Annotated in this window: 16 protein-coding genes; 13 read left to right on the top strand and 3 right to left on the bottom strand. The window is 42.8% G+C overall.

Annotation, left to right across the window (positions count from 1 at the left end):
- Positions 1–14 precede the first annotated feature (14 nt).
- The 8 genes from xylF to NSQ49_RS09525 all read left to right on the top strand — a co-directional run bounded on the left by xylF (position 15) and on the right by NSQ49_RS09525 (position 6,901).
- Positions 15–1,082: a D-xylose ABC transporter substrate-binding protein gene (xylF, locus tag NSQ49_RS09560; protein WP_251283548.1), complete on the top strand. Its 1,068-nt coding sequence runs from the start codon at positions 15–17 to the stop codon at positions 1,080–1,082.
- Positions 1,083–1,645: 563 nt separating this feature from the next.
- The gene (locus NSQ49_RS09555; protein ID WP_159862329.1) at positions 1,646–2,887 is read left to right on the top strand and encodes an MFS transporter; all 1,242 of its coding nucleotides are present in this window, start codon (positions 1,646–1,648) and stop codon (positions 2,885–2,887) included.
- Positions 2,888–3,010: 123 nt separating this feature from the next.
- Positions 3,011–3,706: a Type 1 glutamine amidotransferase-like domain-containing protein gene (locus NSQ49_RS09550; RefSeq protein WP_251283547.1), complete on the top strand. Its 696-nt coding sequence runs from the start codon at positions 3,011–3,013 to the stop codon at positions 3,704–3,706.
- Positions 3,707–3,752: 46 nt separating this feature from the next.
- Complete coding sequence (locus NSQ49_RS09545) at positions 3,753–4,460, top strand: DNA alkylation repair protein (protein ID WP_251283545.1); 708 nt, start codon at positions 3,753–3,755, stop codon at positions 4,458–4,460.
- A gap of 131 nt (positions 4,461–4,591) precedes the next feature.
- On the top strand, positions 4,592–4,801 hold the full coding sequence (locus NSQ49_RS09540) for a hypothetical protein (RefSeq protein ID WP_035325521.1): 210 nt from the start codon (positions 4,592–4,594) through the stop codon (positions 4,799–4,801).
- Between the two features lie 73 nt (positions 4,802–4,874).
- A complete protein-coding gene (locus tag NSQ49_RS09535) occupies positions 4,875–5,435 on the top strand; it encodes a sugar O-acetyltransferase (RefSeq protein ID WP_159862326.1) in 561 nt (186 codons plus the stop codon).
- Positions 5,436–5,598: 163 nt separating this feature from the next.
- A complete protein-coding gene (locus NSQ49_RS09530) occupies positions 5,599–5,763 on the top strand; it encodes a hypothetical protein (protein ID WP_159862325.1) in 165 nt (54 codons plus the stop codon).
- A gap of 283 nt (positions 5,764–6,046) precedes the next feature.
- Positions 6,047–6,901: a manganese catalase family protein gene (locus tag NSQ49_RS09525; protein ID WP_159862324.1), complete on the top strand. Its 855-nt coding sequence runs from the start codon at positions 6,047–6,049 to the stop codon at positions 6,899–6,901.
- Positions 6,902–6,955: 54 nt separating this feature from the next.
- Here NSQ49_RS09525 and NSQ49_RS09520 read toward each other — a convergent pair whose 3' ends face one another.
- The 3 genes from NSQ49_RS09520 to NSQ49_RS09510 form a co-directional block, all read right to left on the bottom strand.
- Positions 6,956–7,402 carry a YndM family protein gene (locus tag NSQ49_RS09520; RefSeq protein WP_251283543.1) on the bottom strand — a complete coding sequence of 149 codons (447 nt, stop codon included), beginning with the start codon at positions 7,400–7,402 and terminating at the stop codon, positions 6,956–6,958.
- Positions 7,403–7,630: 228 nt separating this feature from the next.
- Positions 7,631–8,017 (bottom strand): penicillinase repressor BlaI, encoded by a 387-nt coding sequence (blaI, locus tag NSQ49_RS09515; protein WP_159862322.1) that lies wholly within the window; start codon positions 8,015–8,017, stop codon positions 7,631–7,633.
- Positions 8,018–8,051: 34 nt separating this feature from the next.
- Positions 8,052–9,833 carry a BlaR1 family beta-lactam sensor/signal transducer gene (locus NSQ49_RS09510; protein ID WP_251283542.1) on the bottom strand — a complete coding sequence of 594 codons (1,782 nt, stop codon included), beginning with the start codon at positions 9,831–9,833 and terminating at the stop codon, positions 8,052–8,054.
- A gap of 236 nt (positions 9,834–10,069) precedes the next feature.
- On the opposite strand from NSQ49_RS09510, the gene bla reads away from it, so the two are divergent.
- From bla to NSQ49_RS09485, 5 genes are all read left to right on the top strand, one after another.
- Positions 10,070–10,996, top strand: coding sequence for a class A beta-lactamase (bla, locus tag NSQ49_RS09505; protein WP_251283540.1), 927 nt, complete (start codon positions 10,070–10,072; stop codon positions 10,994–10,996).
- A 169-nt stretch (positions 10,997–11,165) separates the two neighbouring features.
- Entirely contained in the window at positions 11,166–11,996 is an 831-nt protein-coding gene (locus NSQ49_RS09500) for a glycerophosphodiester phosphodiesterase (protein WP_159862319.1), read from the top strand.
- Positions 11,997–12,255: 259 nt separating this feature from the next.
- A complete protein-coding gene (locus tag NSQ49_RS09495) occupies positions 12,256–13,461 on the top strand; it encodes a hypothetical protein (RefSeq protein ID WP_159862318.1) in 1,206 nt (401 codons plus the stop codon).
- A gap of 18 nt (positions 13,462–13,479) precedes the next feature.
- Positions 13,480–14,742, top strand: a complete 1,263-nt coding sequence (locus NSQ49_RS09490) for a Zn-dependent hydrolase (RefSeq protein WP_159862317.1) — start codon at positions 13,480–13,482, stop codon at positions 14,740–14,742.
- Between the two features lie 6 nt (positions 14,743–14,748).
- Positions 14,749–15,927, top strand: a complete 1,179-nt coding sequence (locus tag NSQ49_RS09485) for a M20 family metallopeptidase (RefSeq protein WP_251283592.1) — start codon at positions 14,749–14,751, stop codon at positions 15,925–15,927.
- Positions 15,928–15,948 lie beyond the last annotated feature (21 nt).

Raw genomic sequence — 15,948 nt, 5'->3', positions numbered from 1 at the left:
AAGGGGCAAGGAAGATGTATAGAATCCACTGGAAACTCATTTTGACTGCGCTGTTTCTGGCATGCACCCTGTCAGCCTGTGAAATAGGTACAGTGCGTGATGGGAATCCCGTTCCTGCTGCTGGTGAACAAATGAATGGCGGCGGGGAGGAAAAGTCAATTAAGATTGGCTTTTCAATGGATACACTATTGGAAGAGCGCTGGCTGAAGGACAGAGATCTGTTCAAGGAGGCTGTTGAAGAGCTTGGAGCCGAAGTGGCGATCATGGCGGCTAATGGGGATGACGCCGTTCAAATATCGCAGGCAGAAACCTTAATTAAACAAGGGGTGGACCTGTTGGTTGTTGTTCCCCATAATGCTGAAGCGACTGCTTCAATTGTCAAAAAGGCACACGAAGCGGGCATTAAGGTGATCTCATATGACAGGCTCGTAAAAAATGCGGATATTGACTTATATATATCTTTTGATAATGAAAAAGTTGGCGAACTGCAGGCAGAAGCAATCACAAGGCTGGTACCTAAAGGAAAGTATGTATACATTGGGGGAGCAGTCACCGACCATAATGCTCATTTATTCAAACGAGGAGTCTTTAATGTGCTCCAGCCCTTTATTGAAAGAGGGGATATACAGGTTGTATATGATCAGTGGTCCAGAGATTGGACGCCGGCTAATGCATTTGTGAACATGGAAGAAGCACTTAACGCCAATCAGGGTCAAATAGACGCAGTGATTGCAGCTAACGATGCAACCGCGGGTGGAGCCATCCAGGCGCTCGCTGTGCAAGGGCTGGCAGGGAAGATCCCAGTAGCCGGACAGGATGCCGAGCTTGCTGCTGCCCAGCGGATCATCAGAGGCACGCAGACGATGACAGTATACAAACCTATCGGCACACTAACCAAAGAAGCTGCTGAACTTGCGGTCAGAATGGCAAAGGGAGAGTCTGTTGAAGCAAACCAAAAAATCAACAATGGCAAAATCGAGGTCCCTGCCGTCCTTCTTCCGCCAATTGCCGTAGATAAAGATAATATGGATCGGACTATTATTGCTGATGGGTTCCATTCCCGGGAAGATGTTTATAAGTAAGGACTTTACCTCTCCAGGTATTGCTTCAACCGGTCTTTACTGGTAAAATTAATGTAATTATAATGAAATGGAGGTTTTCCTTTTGACAGCATCAATGAGACTAAGAAGCCCGCTTTTCAATCGTTAACTGAATACGTTTGAAGGCTCTGCCTATGTTCAGAGCAAAGGGATTGGTCTGTCTATTTAAGGAAACCTATATTTAACGGTATCTTTTAAAGAGGGGATGAGTTTCCCCTCTTTTTTGCTGTCTTTAGAAATAGAATGTATTGGACGGAATTGATCAGCTGAATATAGGCAAAGCTTGTTTTTATTAAATGGCTTTTTCGTAAAGGTTGTTGCTATTCGGATTTTATTTACTGAGTTGATTGTAGTGGAAGGTGCGAGACTCCTGCAGGAGTAGCGGGACAGGTGAGACCCCGCAGATGCGCAGCATCGAGGAGGCTCAGCGCCCGGCCCGCGGAAAGCGAGCACCTGGAGCGGAAATCAACGGGCAGCATTTATAAGCGGAACATCATAATTTCTAGGAAAAGAGCCTATTAAATATAGAAATGAGTGGTTATTATATGAATACCGTAAATCCAAATCTGCAGGAAAATTGGCTGAAAAATATTATTCTATTTTTAAGCAGCCAGACGGTCTCCCTTTTTGGATCGTCGCTCGTTCAATACGCCATTATGTGGCATATTACTTTAACAACCGAATCCGGTTTGATGATGACTCTCTATATCATTTGCGGGTTCATTCCAACCTTCTTTTTATCACCGGTTGCGGGTGTCTGGGCAGACCGGTACAACCGGAAAATGCTGATTATTTTAGCGGATGGCCTCATTGCCTTTTCAACACTGATACTTGCCATTCTCTTTTTAATGGGATATGAATCCATCTGGCTGCTGTTTGTCATGGCTGGGATTCGTGCCCTGGGAACAGGGATTCAGACTCCTGCAGTCGGGGCTATTTTGCCGCAGATCGTTCCTAAGGATAAGCTCACAAAGGTGAATGGCGTAAATGGGAGCATACAGGCTGTCATTATGTTTGTTTCACCGATGGTCAGCGCCGCTTTAATCGCAATGGCGTCACTTGAAGTCATCTTCTTCATCGATGTCGCCACAGCAGCGATTGCCATAATAACTCTGATGGCTTTTGTTAAAGTCGCTGTGCACGAAAAAGCAGCAGCTGAACAGACAACGAGCTACTTCAGCGACTTTAAACAGGGGCTCCAATATGTCAATAGCAGCCCGTTTCTGAAAAAATTCTTTCTGTTCTTTGCGATCTTCTTCGTCCTAATGGCACCTGCTGCCTTCCTGACGCCGCTGCAGGTTACCCGGACCTTTGGCGGAGATGTGTGGCTTTTGACCGCCATTGAAATTGCCTTTTCAGTTGGCATGATGGCAGGAGGGGCAATCATTGCTTCCTGGGGCGGATATCCAAATAAAATTAAATCCATGACCCTTGCCAGTCTCATCATGGGGATCTGCACCCTGGCGCTTGGCATCGTGCCGGTTTTCTGGATTTATTTAGTGTTCATGGCCTTGTTCGGGATTGCCATGCCAATTTTCAATACACCTGTAACCGTATTGCTGCAGGAAAAAATTGAAGAGAATTATTTAGGCAGAGTGTTTGGTGTCATGGGGATGATTTCCACCTCTATGATGCCGATTGGCATGCTGATATTTGGCCCAATCGCAGACTTCATAGCCATCGAATGGCTTCTTGTGGGAACGGGGGCATTCATTATCCTGTTAGCTGTTATTTTAGGCCGGGATCAGGTGCTTCTTGAAGCAGGAAAGCCTGCGCTAAGTGAATAGTAAGAGGTCTTTGTAAAGTGGAGCTGTCAAAAGTGGCAGCTCCATTTTTTTATGTAAAAACAAGGAACAACAGTACTGAAGGAGAATATTTATACGTAATGTCATTTGAAGGGAAGTAGAAAGATGAGGCAAATTATTGCACTCGGAGGAGGAGGGTTCTCCATGGAGCCCGAGAATCCATTGCTGGATGAATATATTTTATCTCAGTCAGGTAAAGAAAATCCTAAAGTCTGTTATGTGCCTACTGCAACAGGTGATTCCGATATCTGCATTAAATGGTTTTATGACTTTTTTGAAAAACAGAAATGCCAGCCGTTCCACTTATCTTTATTTAAGCCGCCAACAAGGGATATAGAGGGGTTTATTTTAGATAAAGATATCATCTATGTTGGAGGCGGAAATACGAAGAATTTATTGGCATTATGGAAAGAATGGGAATTAGATAAGATTCTAAGAAAGGCATGGGATCAAGGGATCGTATTAGCCGGCATCAGCGCAGGATCCATTTGCTGGTTTGAAGAAGGGGTTACGGATTCTTATGGAGATAAATTGGAGCCTTTAACATGCCTGGGGTTCTTAAAAGGAAGCAATTGTCCTCATTACGATGGCGAAGCGGAAAGAAGGCCTGCCTACCATGAGCTTTTGGCTTCTGATAAAATAAAGCCTGGAATTGCAGCGGATGATGGAGTGGCTATCCACTTTATTGAGGAGGAGGTCAGCCGAATCGTAAGCTCTAGACCCGGCGCAAGGGCCTATAAGGTCTATTGCGATAAGGAAGTAAAAGAGATTGAACTGAAAACAGAATACTTGGGTTCTTGAGGCGCACAAGAGAACTTAACATTAATAATGGAAGGAAGTGCTTAAAGTGGATTTGCAGACGGTTATGCAGGAGCTCGAAGCTCTTGGCAAGGAACGGACCAAGAAAATGTACATATCAAATGGCGCGCATGAGCCGCTTTTTGGAGTGGCAACAGGTGCAATGAAGCCAATTGCTAAAAAAATAAAAAGGAATCAGCCTTTGGCAGAGGAGCTATACGCTACAGGAAACTACGATGCCATGTACTTTGCAGGTGTCATTGCAGATCCTGAAGCTATGACGGAAGCGGATTTTGACCGCTGGATGGATAAAGCCTATTTTTATATGCTGTCCGATTATGTGGTTGCTGTTACATTAGCTGAAAGTGATATTGCACAGGAAGTTGCAGATAAATGGATCGAAAGCGGGGAAGAACTGCGGATGTCTGGTGGCTGGAGCTGCTACTGCTGGCTTTTGGGAAATCGTCCGGACGCTGAATTTTCAGAAGAGAAGCTGGCTAAAATGCTTGATAAAGTGAAAGACACTATTCACGATTCTCCCGAGCGAACCAAATCCGCAATGAATAATTTCGTATATACTGTGGGTGTTTCATTTGTGCCGCTCCATGAAAAGGCAGTTGAAATTGCAAAAACCATTGGGCCGGTCGAAATGAAAAGGGGTAAGAAAAAAAGTGCCATCCTGAAGGCCTCAGATAATATCCAGAAGGAAGTAGACAGAGGAAAGATTGGCTTTAAACGGAAATATGTAAGATGCTAACTTATTGGACATGATAATGAACTTGCCCCTTTGTGTTATAATGAGGAACTTAAGAATTATAAATAAGCACTCATAGTGAAACGGATGCCGAGAAAGCCTCCGCTCTGAGTATAAATATGGAGGGTCATGTAATGAATAAACGATGGACCATCAGCAAAATTAACGAGTTCGTTGAGAAGAACTCGGATAGTAAACTGCTATCGACGGAATATCATGGTTTTTCTCAAAAGCTGCTTTTTCAATGTGCATGCGGAAGCCAGTTTGAAAAAACATTTACGAAATTCAAAAATAATCACCAGCGCAAATGTGACGTTTGCCAGCCGCCTAAAGCGTCGCGCTAAGGTAACAGGGGACAGGAATACTGTCCTTTTTTCAGTTCTTTATCTGAATATTTTCTGGAAAGCAGGTCATTAAATGAAAACAGAAAAAGAAAAAATGCTGGCCGGAGAAATGTATGATCCTGCCGATCCGGTATTATTAAAGGAACGCGGGGAAGCAAGACGAAAGGTCAGAATGTACAATCAGACTCTGGAGACAGAAGGAGAAAAGCGGACAAAGTTATTAAAGGAGCTGCTTGGGTCTACCGGGGAAAATGTATATATGGAGCCCAATATCCGATTTGATTACGGCTATAATACCCATGTAGGAGAAAACTTTTTTGCGAATTTTGACTGTACCATCCTGGATGTTTGTGAAGTGCGTTTTGGAGATAATTGCATGCTTGCACCCGGCGTACATATCTATACGGCAACTCATCCGCTTCACCCTGCTGAACGCAATTCAGGCAGGGAATATGCAAAACCGATTACGATTGGAAACAATGTATGGATTGGGGGAAGTGCTGTCATTAATCCAGGTGTAACAATTGGGGACAATGCAGTGATCGCGTCAGGTGCGGTCGTTAACAAAGACGTCCCGGCTAATACGGTAGTGGGCGGAAACCCGGCAAAAGTCATTAAGCAGATTGAGCTGTAGATCGATTCCAAGTGTTAGGCTTTTTTATGCTCAGCGTAAGGAGGGAGAGCTGTGCTGCGAAGTTACAGTATAACTCTGCAATACACATCCCAAGAATTCCTCTGCATGAATAACCTGAATCCTCTAAGAGAAAACTTCTTATAAAAAGGGCGGAGGTAAACTCATGAGAGAAAATAAAGAAGAGCAGGGTAAGGAATTAAGCAGCACCATACATGATCAGGGTTCTAAGGATATCAGCACTACAGAGTATGGCCTTGAATCAGTTGCAGAAGGCTGCGATTTTGCTGAAGGAGAAAAGGAAAAACCTCCTGAATGTGGCGGGCTATGATACAAAAACTTGAGTTTGAGTTTAAGCTGGAAATGATCCATTGCAGCCAACCATTTTAACGATGGAGGGCAGTCATTCATGCTGACGGAAAAATATCCAAGTCAAAGGCTCCTTGCCGAAGGGGTCTTTTTTTTATTGGAGGGATTCTTACGGACTAACAAATCCTCCTGGCTGTTCTTGTTTTTCACCTTGACAAATAGGGCTAAAGATACAAAATTTAGCATTTAGACGAGCGGGCGTTCATAGGCTTATAAAGGTATGACAAAGATAAAGGAGGACTCCTATGTTTTATCACATCAAAGAGCTTCAATATCATGCCAAGCCTGAGAGACCGGACCCGATTTTTGCTAAGAAGCTGCAGGAAGTACTTGGAGGACAATTCGGGGAAATTTCGGTTGCCATGCAATACTTATTTCAAGGATGGAATACCCGCGGGGATGGAAAGTACCGCGACTTATTAATGGACACAGGGACGGAAGAACTGGCACATATAGAGATGCTTTGTACGATGATAGCACGACTGCTCGATGGGGCGCCGGTTGGAGCACAGGATGAGGCTGCTAAGGATCCTGTAATGGAGGCCATATTGGGAGGAATGAATCCTCAGCATGTAATCGTTTCTGGACTGGGAGCAATGCCGGCGGATAGTGTCGGCAATCGATGGAAGGCGGATTATATTGCTGCAAGCGGAAACCTCCTGGCTGATTTCCGGGCGAATCTTACAGCAGAATCTCAGGGACGTCTTCAGGTAGCCAGGCTTTATAACGAAACAAATGACCGTGGAGTAAGAGATATGCTCTCCTGGCTGCTGGCGAGGGATACGATGCACCAAAATCAGTGGATTGCAGCGATTCAGGAATTAGAATCGAAAGAAAATATTGTGGTTCCGAGTACTTTCCCTAAAAACTTGGAAAAGCAGGAAGTCTCCTATGTTTTATTCAATTTTTCAGATGGAGATCAAAGTGCCAAAGGACGCTGGGCCAGCGGGCCGAGCATGGATGGAATGGGTACGTTCCAGTATGTTCAGAATCCGCAGCCATTTGCGAAAAAACCGAAATTAAAGCCGGCACCTCCGTATATTTATAATACGCCGCCTTCAGTTATGCGGCAGGAACAAATTCCTCCAAGCCTTTCTTAATGAAAACACCCTGCTAATCAAAGCGGGGTGTTTTCTATTTCTATTGTGTTACTGTTAATTTTCCCTCCCTTCTTCCGGATTAAGAGGAGTAATCTCTTCAGATGCTTCTGTGCTATAACGCAGGCTTACATGCTGTGCACCCTTATTCTCTGATGATGCTTCAGTCATAACCTTTGCCAAATATTTATGGAAGAAGTATTCGAATAAAGCAGTACCTATTGCAGCAATTATGGACATGGCCAAGAGGTTTTCCCCATCCGTTAAGATGGAACTTAGAAACCATATTAAGACGAAACTGAGGCCGGAATCGGCAGCTGCGGCAAAGGTGTTGCCGGTTCTTGGAAGGATCAGCATATCCCCGAGAGTATAAGATATGATGCACAGTAAAGCAGTTATAAGAAATACGTTAATAAAGCTCATTCTAAATATCATGCCAAGTATGATATATAGGAGCACCAAGCTTCCTATAAATTTAAGTGCCAATGCTTTTCCATGAGGCATATTCATTCCTCCTTTTTCCTTATTCTGTATGTACTAGAGGAAAATATGCCCGCGCACCTATTCATTGATTCAAAATGGAATAAGTAGAATGCGAAAATATTAAAGGACATTTAACTGGACTTCTGCTGTTGAAATTAGTGCTTTCACCGCACTAGTCGCAACTTTTGGAGGCTCGGCAAAGAAGTGAACGCAAAAAACCCTCACAATTGCAGAGGGTTTCGCTGTAAGTTAATGATCCTTCTTTTGTTTTTTTGCCAAAATTGTCCGGAGTTCGTTAATTTCCTCCTCAGTCAGGGAGTCTTCCTGGATGAATTGGACCAGCATGGATTTGACTGTTCCTCCATAGATTCGCTTAATAAAGGATTGAGCTTCTGCCCGCTGGCATTGATCCTGTGAATAGAGCGGGAAAAAGGTATAGATTCTCTGATTTTTATTTACGCCAACTACATTTTTATGGACAAGCCTGTCCAGAAGAGTCCGGATTGTTTTGGGCTTCCAGTCTGTACGCTCTTGCAAGGATTGAATGACTTCATTAGCTGTTTTAGGTGCACCATGCCAAAGAACCGTCATGACTTCCCACTCGGATTCTGAAATGCTGGGAATCCTTTCAGTCATATGACCACCCTCCTTAATTAATGAGATAAACGAATTAATAAATGCCTTTCTGCTTCAATATAGATAATGTGATTTCAGCTGCTTTACTTCCACTAGAGTTATTATCATTCTGGATATTCGTTGCAAAAAAGTATGTGTTATGCTCTGACTCAACATATCCGATGAACCATCCATTAATGTTTTTTCCATTTACAGTGCCTGTACCTGTTTTTCCTGAAAGGAGGGCACCCTCTTTTCTTTCTAGTTTAATGGAATCTTTCACTGCTTGGATATTGTTTTCTTTAAATCCAAATTGATTTGCATAAAAGTTTTTAAGCAGCTGAACTTGCTCCACAGGAGAAATTTTAAGGGAGGATTCCAGCCAATATTCCTCTATTCCACCAGATAAATCACGATTCCCGTAATTGATTTGGTCTATAAAAGTTTGAATCGTACCCGGCTGCATCTGCTTGTCTAACATCTGAAAGTACCATGTTACGGAATTTCTCATGGCAGAAGTTAAATCCTGATCCGCATTCCAGGACTCAATCGGATACGTAAATCCGTTCCATTTTGCCGATGAATTTTCAACCGTAATGGTGCCTGACTCTAAACCAAGCAGTGCACTATAAATCTTATAAGTGGAATTTGGTGAAACCCTTAATGTGCTTTGATTTTTATTATGAATAAGATATTGATCTGCTTCTTTATCATACAATACAAAGCTTCCATCATATCCTTCAAAATAATTGCCTAAATCCTCATAACTAATGTTTTCATCCTTCAAGTTATAGCTGCTATTATCACGACCCATAGCAGAGATAAATGGAGCTTGGCCAGCAATAAATATCCCTGCCAAAATGAGTACAGCCGCACTTTTCCATCTCAGCCGTTTTGATTCCGGTTTAAAACAGGCAATTTTTTCGATTCTCGTTTTGATTTGTTTCTTTGACCCGTTTAAATGGTTTGCCAAATCGACTGTCACTGCCCTTGAGGTTTTATGGGCAAAATGAATAATGCTGTTTCCATACTCAGTATAATCAGGCTCATCCAGGGTATTTAAAACCGCTGCATCACAGGCAATTTCGCGATCCAGCCTCATCCTCCTTAAAGCAAGCCAAACTAGGGGACTAAACCAATATATAATTTGCAGAATCACCATTAAATAGTTGACTGCAAAATCTTTATTTTTATAGTGGTTCAGTTCATGTAAAAAAATATATTCTATCTCCTTTTCAGAAAGCCACTGGTCAAAATGACGGGGGAGAACCACATATGTCTTAAAAAGTCCAAACGTCATGGGGGTTTTAACGAGAGATGATTCTCCGACAATAATGCATTTTGAAATCTTCAGTTTGTGTTTGCAGTGTTCGAATAAGGATAAAATCTCTTTATTTCTAAGACAATTGGTGTGTTTCTTTACTTTATTGATTTTAAGCATTGCGATCAGCATAAATACAGTCAGAATAGCCACTCCGGAAATCCAAGTGTAGAAGACAGCATTACTTAAGAAGGCTAAATCATAGCGTTCTACCGAAACGGTCAGGTCCTCCATCCAATTATTTTGCCTTAAAGAAGTATCAGCAGCAGGAGCAGTTTGGGAATGAAGGCTGCTATTGTTATTCCAAAAAGATAATGAATCCGCAAATGACATGAAATGTAATGGGATAAAAGGCAGCGGCAGAGCAAGCAATAATAGAAACCAAAGATTATAGTGGGTTTGTGCTGTTAAATGCTTCCTGAAAATATTTTTAAAAAGAAAAACGACTCCGATTGTAAAGGAAGACACCAGCAGACATTCCAAAAAAACAGCTAAAGACTGTGAGCTTGTGATCATTCTCATACCTTCCTCGCAATTTTTGACATCCAGTTTCAATTCCATAGATAAAATGAATCCCAACCATTCTAGCATCCTATTTTTAATTTAACAAATTAGGGAGATCAAAGAATCTCTGATTATAATAGGGTTTGACAATCGAGGATTACATATGTAGTATTAGATTACACTTGTAGTCCTTAATGCTGTTTAAAAAATGGCTGGAGAAAATTTTTTTGAGGAAAGAGGTTATAAAAATGAGGAAATACGATAGTAAGAATAGGTTAATAGGAGCCCGGCTAGTCTGTTTGGTTCTGCTTTTGCTTCTTGCCCTGACTGGCTGTGCAAATGGCAATTCTCAATCAGATGCCAGTGCGGCAGAAAACTCTAAAGAAACTTCTATAAATACAAACCAAAAGTTCAAACAGCTGGAGAAGAAGTTTGACGCACGGCTTGGCGTTTATGCATATGACACAGGAACAAAAAAGAAAATTGCTTACAGATCTAACGAAAGATTTGCTTACGCATCTACATTCAAGCCGCTGGCAGCAGCCATATTGCTGGAGAGAAAGTCACTGGAGGAAATGGATGAAATCATTACATACACAAGTGATGACCTGGTTACATATTCTCCGGTTACAGAAAAGCATGTAGATACTGGCATGACTTTAAGAGAACTTTGTGAAGCTGCAATCCGGTACAGCGACAATACCGCAGGCAACATAATATTAGAGGAATTAGGTGGCCCTGAAGGATTCAAAGCAGCCTTAAAGGAAATGGGGGATACTGTCACAAGGCCTGAGCGTTTCGAGACAGATTTGAATGAGGCAAAGCCGGGGGACATCCAGGATACTAGTACATCAAAAGCACTTGCAGCAAGCCTTCAGAAAGTTTTAATTGGCGATTTTCTAACTGAGGAAAAGAGGAACATCTTAACCGATTGGATGCGGGGGAACGCTACTGGGGATCCATTAATCCGTGCCGGTGTGCCAAGCGGCTGGGAGGTGGCTGATAAGAGCGGTGCAGCAGGATATGGCACACGTAATGACATTGCGATTATCTGGCCTCCGGACAGAGAACCGATTATCATGACAATCCTTTCTAGCAGGAAGACAAAGGATGCTGAATTTGATAACGCTCTGATTGCAGAGGCAGCGGAGATGACCATAAAGGCTTTGGATTAAAACATATGAAAGGGGAGAAATATTCATTTGTTTTGTAAAAAATCATAAGGAAAATGGCTGGTTTTTGTTAACATGATCTTAATTTAGCCATAAAAATAATCACATACCTCTTCAACAATCCTTATCTAGAATATGGTTGAATACATATTTTAGATAGGAGATGGAGTGCGTGAGCAAAAAGTTATTAATTGGTACAGGTGTGGCTTTGTCGCTGCTGTTCAGCCCAATCACTCAGACGCTGGCAGCAGAACCGGGAACTGGGGAAAGGAAACAAGTGGATAATATCGCTCACCGCGGTGCGACAGGGTATGCGCCGGAAAATACAATCGCCGCATTTGATCTTGCCGTTGACATGAAAGCCGATTTTATCGAAATTGATGTTCAAAGGAGCCAAGATGGAGAATTAGTGGTCATCCACGATACAACTGTGGATCGAACAACAGATGGCACCGGAAAAGTGGGGGACTTGCCGTTTGATTATTTAAGAAGTCTTGATGCCGGCAGCTGGAAAGGGGAACAATTTACGGGGGAACAAATCCCGACATTTGAAGAGGTTCTGGATCGTTACCGCGGAAAGGTTGGAATCTTAATAGAATTGAAGGCCCCAGAGCTTTATCCCGGCATTGAAAAACAGGTTGCTGATGCGTTAAAAGAACGAAATCTTGGTAAACCGCAAAATGAAAAAATCATTATCCAGTCTTTTAACTTTGAATCTATGAAAACAATGAATCAGCTTTTGCCTAAAATTCCGATTGGGGTACTGACGTCTAACCCTGCAGATACTACCGCGGAAGCTTTAAAGGATTTTTCAGCTTATGCAGATTGGTTTAATCCAAGCTATGGAATTGTTACCGAAGAATTAGTGAATCAGGTTCACTCTCTTGACATGCAAATTGGATCATGGACTGTGCGCAGCCAGGAAGCCGCTGATTTCCTATTCGAAATGAAGGTTGACGCCATTATTACCGATTATCCGGATTATGTAGATCCCAGAAACTAGGCTTAATCTATATCAAAAATGGAGTAGACTCGTCATTAATGGCGGGTTTTTTTCAGTTTTAATAGACATTTAAAATAATAATATTATTTTGCTAAATTGATTCAAGAGATATTGTCATACAGAAGACAGATTGATAACGGTTACAAAAAAATTAAAAATAATTTAAATTGACTGAATAGTATAATTGTATTATTATTCTAACAATATATATTTTCGCAACACGAATGAATAGGTATTCAACTAAGAGGGGGAAGGATTTATGTCACAGATGTTAGCGTTAGTCATTCTTTTGTTTATTTTATTCATAGGAGATTTGGTTGCAGTCCGGACCAAGGCATGGGTGCCATCCATATTTGTCTGTGCCGTTCTGTTCCTTGCAGGATATTGGACATTCTTTCCACAGGATATCGTGGCATTGGCAGGGGTTCCGCCGGTTGTTGCCACAATGATGATGTACTTATTGATAACCAATATGGGCACATTGCTTTCCATTAAGGAATTGAAAAATCAGTGGAAGACGATTGTAATTGCTTTGTCAGGAATTATAGGGATTATTGCCATTTTATTTGGAATTGGAACATTTATTTTTGGATATCAAACTATGGTTGTAGCTGTTCCTCCTTTAGTCGGCGGTGTAGTTTCTGCCTTGATCATGTCTGAAGGTGCGAAAGAAGCGGGTCTTGCTTCATTATCTGTCTTTGCGATTGTGATATATGTGATGCAGGGATTTGCGGGATACCCGCTTACATCCATCGTCCTGAAAAAAGAAGGAAAACGGCTTTTGAAGCAGTACCGAAGCGGACAGCTTGTTTTTAAGGCGCAGAACAAGGCCGCTGAAGAGACGGCTGCAGCAGCGGAGACTGTTAGGCCTGGACTGAAGCTCATAGAAAAAGTACCGGAGAAATATAATACAGACTTCTTCAAATTTTTAAGATTGGCTATTGTATCCTATCTTGCTTACCTGACTTCAACACTGCTTGCACCTGTTGCCAATGTCAGTCCATTTGTCCTTTGTCTATTATTCGGGGTTATTGCTGCAAGCCTTGGCTTTCTTGAAAAGCAGGTGCTCCAAAAAGCAAATGGCTTTGGTTTTGCGATCATGGCCCTCATGCTCTTTATTTTTGACGGCTTAAAGCAGGCTACCCCAGGGATGATGCTTGAAATTATTTATCCGCTTGCCGGTACGATTATTCTAGGCGTAATCGGAATGTATATCTTCTCATTTATCGCAGGGAAAATTTTAAAAGTGAGCAAGGAAATGGCTTTCGCTGTTTCCCTGACAGCACTATATGGTTTCCCGGCTGATTACATTATTACAAATGAAGTCATAAAATCATTGACAGAAGATGAAAAAGAGAGGGAAATGCTGACCAGTAATATGCTTCCGCCTATGCTTGTCGGGGGATTCATCACCGTTACCATTGTGTCGGTAGTCTTGGCTGGAATATTTGTCGGATTATTATAAGAAAGGGATTGAATCGAAATGAGCAAAGTTCAAACAGGGAAAAATGTGAATCTGGAAAAAGTTCAGACGAGAATCGAAAACCATATTGACACCTTAAGCACATATACAGCGACACCAGGCAGAGGAACAACCAGATTAACATATAGCCAGGAGGATCTGCTTGCACGGCAGTATATTAAGGAGAAAATGAAGGAAGCAGGCTTGAGTGTCCGTGAAGATGGATTGGGCAATATTTTTGGAAAGCTTGAAGGATCCTTGAAAGATGCACCGAGTGTTCTGGTCGGATCTCACTTTGATTCAGTGCCGAATGGAGGGGCCTATGATGGGCCAGCAGGAGTAGTGGCGGGGCTTGAAGTGGCTAAGCTTTTTGCTGAAAATGGATTAGCGCCAAAATATCCTTTAGAGGTTGTCGCTCTTATCGAGGAGGAAGGCTCCAGATTCGGCGGCGGTCTAATGGGGTCACGTGGGATGGCTGGTTTGCTGACCGAGGAAGACTTCAAAACATTGAAGGATAAAGATGGCATTACGACCGTTGAAGCTATGGAGAAAATTGGCCTAGATCCTTCTCTCCCGAAAGCAAGAGACCAGAAGTCAGTCAAGGCTTATCTGGAATTGCATATTGAACAGGGTCCTATTTTAGAAGAAAAGAATATTCCAATTGGGATCGTCGAAGCAATTGTCGGATTGACGCAATTGGAGGTAACTGTAAAAGGACAAGCCGGCCACGCAGGGACCACACCAATGGATAGAAGATCAGACGCGCTGGTTGCGGCAGCCGGGATGATTGCCCATTTTCCTGGGCTTGCAGCAGCTGAAGGAGATGGGACGGTTGTGACAACGGGACGATTGCAGGTATATCCAAACGGAGCCAATGTGATTCCCGATCAGACAGTTTTTTCTGTAGATATACGCTCCGGCAAGGAGGAGCATGTCCAGAATGTCATTCGGAGAGTGAAGGAATTAGCCGAGTCCTATCATGATAGCGGTGTCGAAATAACCATTGAACAGCCTTTATATATTCAGCCAAAAGAGATGAATAAAGAGATTGTCAGTCTTTTAAAAGAGAAAAGCAGTAAACTGGGATACCCTTCATATCCTATGAATAGCGGTGCAGGACACGATGCCATGGTTTTCGCTGACTACACAAGTACCGGAATGCTATTCATTCCGAGTAAAAACGGACTTAGTCATTGTCCGGAGGAATGGTCAGATTCCCGGCATATTGCAGAAGCAGTTCAGATTCTTTTTGAGGCAGCAGCAGAGTTAACGGAGGCGGAATAAGTCATGATTCATAACAGATTAAAAGAATTGATTGCGGCATATAGCGATGAATTAACAGAACTGCGCAGAACATTGCATCGTAAACCGGAAGTATCATGGGAGGAATTTGAAACCACTCAATTTATCTGTGAGTACCTGGATGGACTGGGCATCGATTATAGAAGAACGGAACCAACGGGTGTCATTGCTGAAATTACAGGAGGGAAGCCTGGAAAGACGGTAGCTTTAAGGGGAGACATGGATGCGCTGCAGGTGGAAGAATTAAATATAGATCTTCCTTATGCATCCACAGAAAACGGCAAAATGCATGCATGCGGACATGATGCTCATACTGCCATGCTGCTGATTGCCGCCAAGGCATTAAATGAAATTAAAGAAGATCTGCCGGGGAGTGTCCGTCTTCTGTTCCAGCCAGCCGAAGAAGTGGCGGAAGGGGCGAGGATGATGGTGGAACAGGGTGCAATGGAAGATGTGGACAATGTCTTTGGTATTCATATCTGGTCGCAAATGCCGACACATAAAGTGTCCTGTACACCCGGGCCATCCTTCGCATCAGCCGATATATTCAAAGTGACATTCAAAGGGAAAGGCGGGCATGGGGCAATGCCGCATGATTGCATTGATGCCGCTATTGTCGCCTCTTCCTTTGTTATGAATGTGCAGAGTGTGGTGTCGAGAACCATTGATGCCCAGCAGCCTGCCGTAGTCACCATTGGGAAAATGACAGTGGGTACAAGATTCAATATCATCGCTGAAAATGCAGTCATTGAGGGAACAGTGCGCTGCTTTGATCCTGAAACAAGAGATTATATTGAAAAACAGCTGCAGCATTATGCTGAAAACACGGCAGCTATCTATGGTGCTAAAGCAGAGGTAGAATATACTCAGGGTTCGCTGGCAGTAATCAATGATAAATCCAGTGCGCAGCTGGTCCAAAAGGTTGCCTCTGAAGCTTTCGGGGAAGATGTTTTATTTAATGAAAAGCCCACAATGGGGGCAGAAGATTTCAGTTTTTACCTGGAGAAAGCACCTGGCAGCTTCGCCCTCGTCGGCAGCGGCAATCCGGAGAAAGATACAGAGTGGGCACACCACCACGGTAAATTCAATATTGATGAAGACGCCTTATCAACTGGTGCAGAGCTATATGCACAATATGCATGGGCATACTTGAACGAAAAACCGTAAAGCTGTTCAATCCGCTCCTTG

The sequence above is a fragment of the Cytobacillus sp. FSL R5-0377 genome (assembly GCF_038004385.1).
GTDB lineage: Bacteria > Bacillota > Bacilli > Bacillales > Cytobacillaceae > Cytobacillus.
Note: the sequence above shows the minus strand (reverse complement) of the source record. Positions and strands in the feature narration are given on the sequence as shown.

Bases quoted from the DNA above. Each gene is read 5' to 3' on its own strand.
- xylF (WP_251283548.1), top strand. From the start codon at position 15: ATGTATAGAATCCACTGGAAACTCATTTTGACTGCGCTGTTTCTGGCA.
- NSQ49_RS09555 (WP_159862329.1), top strand. From the start codon at position 1,646: ATGAATACCGTAAATCCAAATCTGCAGGAAAATTGGCTGAAAAATATT.
- NSQ49_RS09550 (WP_251283547.1), top strand. From the start codon at position 3,011: ATGAGGCAAATTATTGCACTCGGAGGAGGAGGGTTCTCCATGGAGCCC.
- NSQ49_RS09540 (WP_035325521.1), top strand. From the start codon at position 4,592: ATGAATAAACGATGGACCATCAGCAAAATTAACGAGTTCGTTGAGAAG.
- NSQ49_RS09535 (WP_159862326.1), top strand. From the start codon at position 4,875: ATGAAAACAGAAAAAGAAAAAATGCTGGCCGGAGAAATGTATGATCCT.
- NSQ49_RS09530 (WP_159862325.1), top strand. From the start codon at position 5,599: ATGAGAGAAAATAAAGAAGAGCAGGGTAAGGAATTAAGCAGCACCATA.
- NSQ49_RS09525 (WP_159862324.1), top strand. From the start codon at position 6,047: ATGTTTTATCACATCAAAGAGCTTCAATATCATGCCAAGCCTGAGAGA.
- NSQ49_RS09520 (WP_251283543.1), bottom strand. From the start codon at position 7,402: ATGCCTCATGGAAAAGCATTGGCACTTAAATTTATAGGAAGCTTGGTG.
- blaI (WP_159862322.1), bottom strand. From the start codon at position 8,017: ATGACTGAAAGGATTCCCAGCATTTCAGAATCCGAGTGGGAAGTCATG.
- NSQ49_RS09510 (WP_251283542.1), bottom strand. From the start codon at position 9,833: ATGATCACAAGCTCACAGTCTTTAGCTGTTTTTTTGGAATGTCTGCTG.
- bla (WP_251283540.1), top strand. From the start codon at position 10,070: ATGAGGAAATACGATAGTAAGAATAGGTTAATAGGAGCCCGGCTAGTC.
- NSQ49_RS09495 (WP_159862318.1), top strand. From the start codon at position 12,256: ATGTCACAGATGTTAGCGTTAGTCATTCTTTTGTTTATTTTATTCATA.
- NSQ49_RS09490 (WP_159862317.1), top strand. From the start codon at position 13,480: ATGAGCAAAGTTCAAACAGGGAAAAATGTGAATCTGGAAAAAGTTCAG.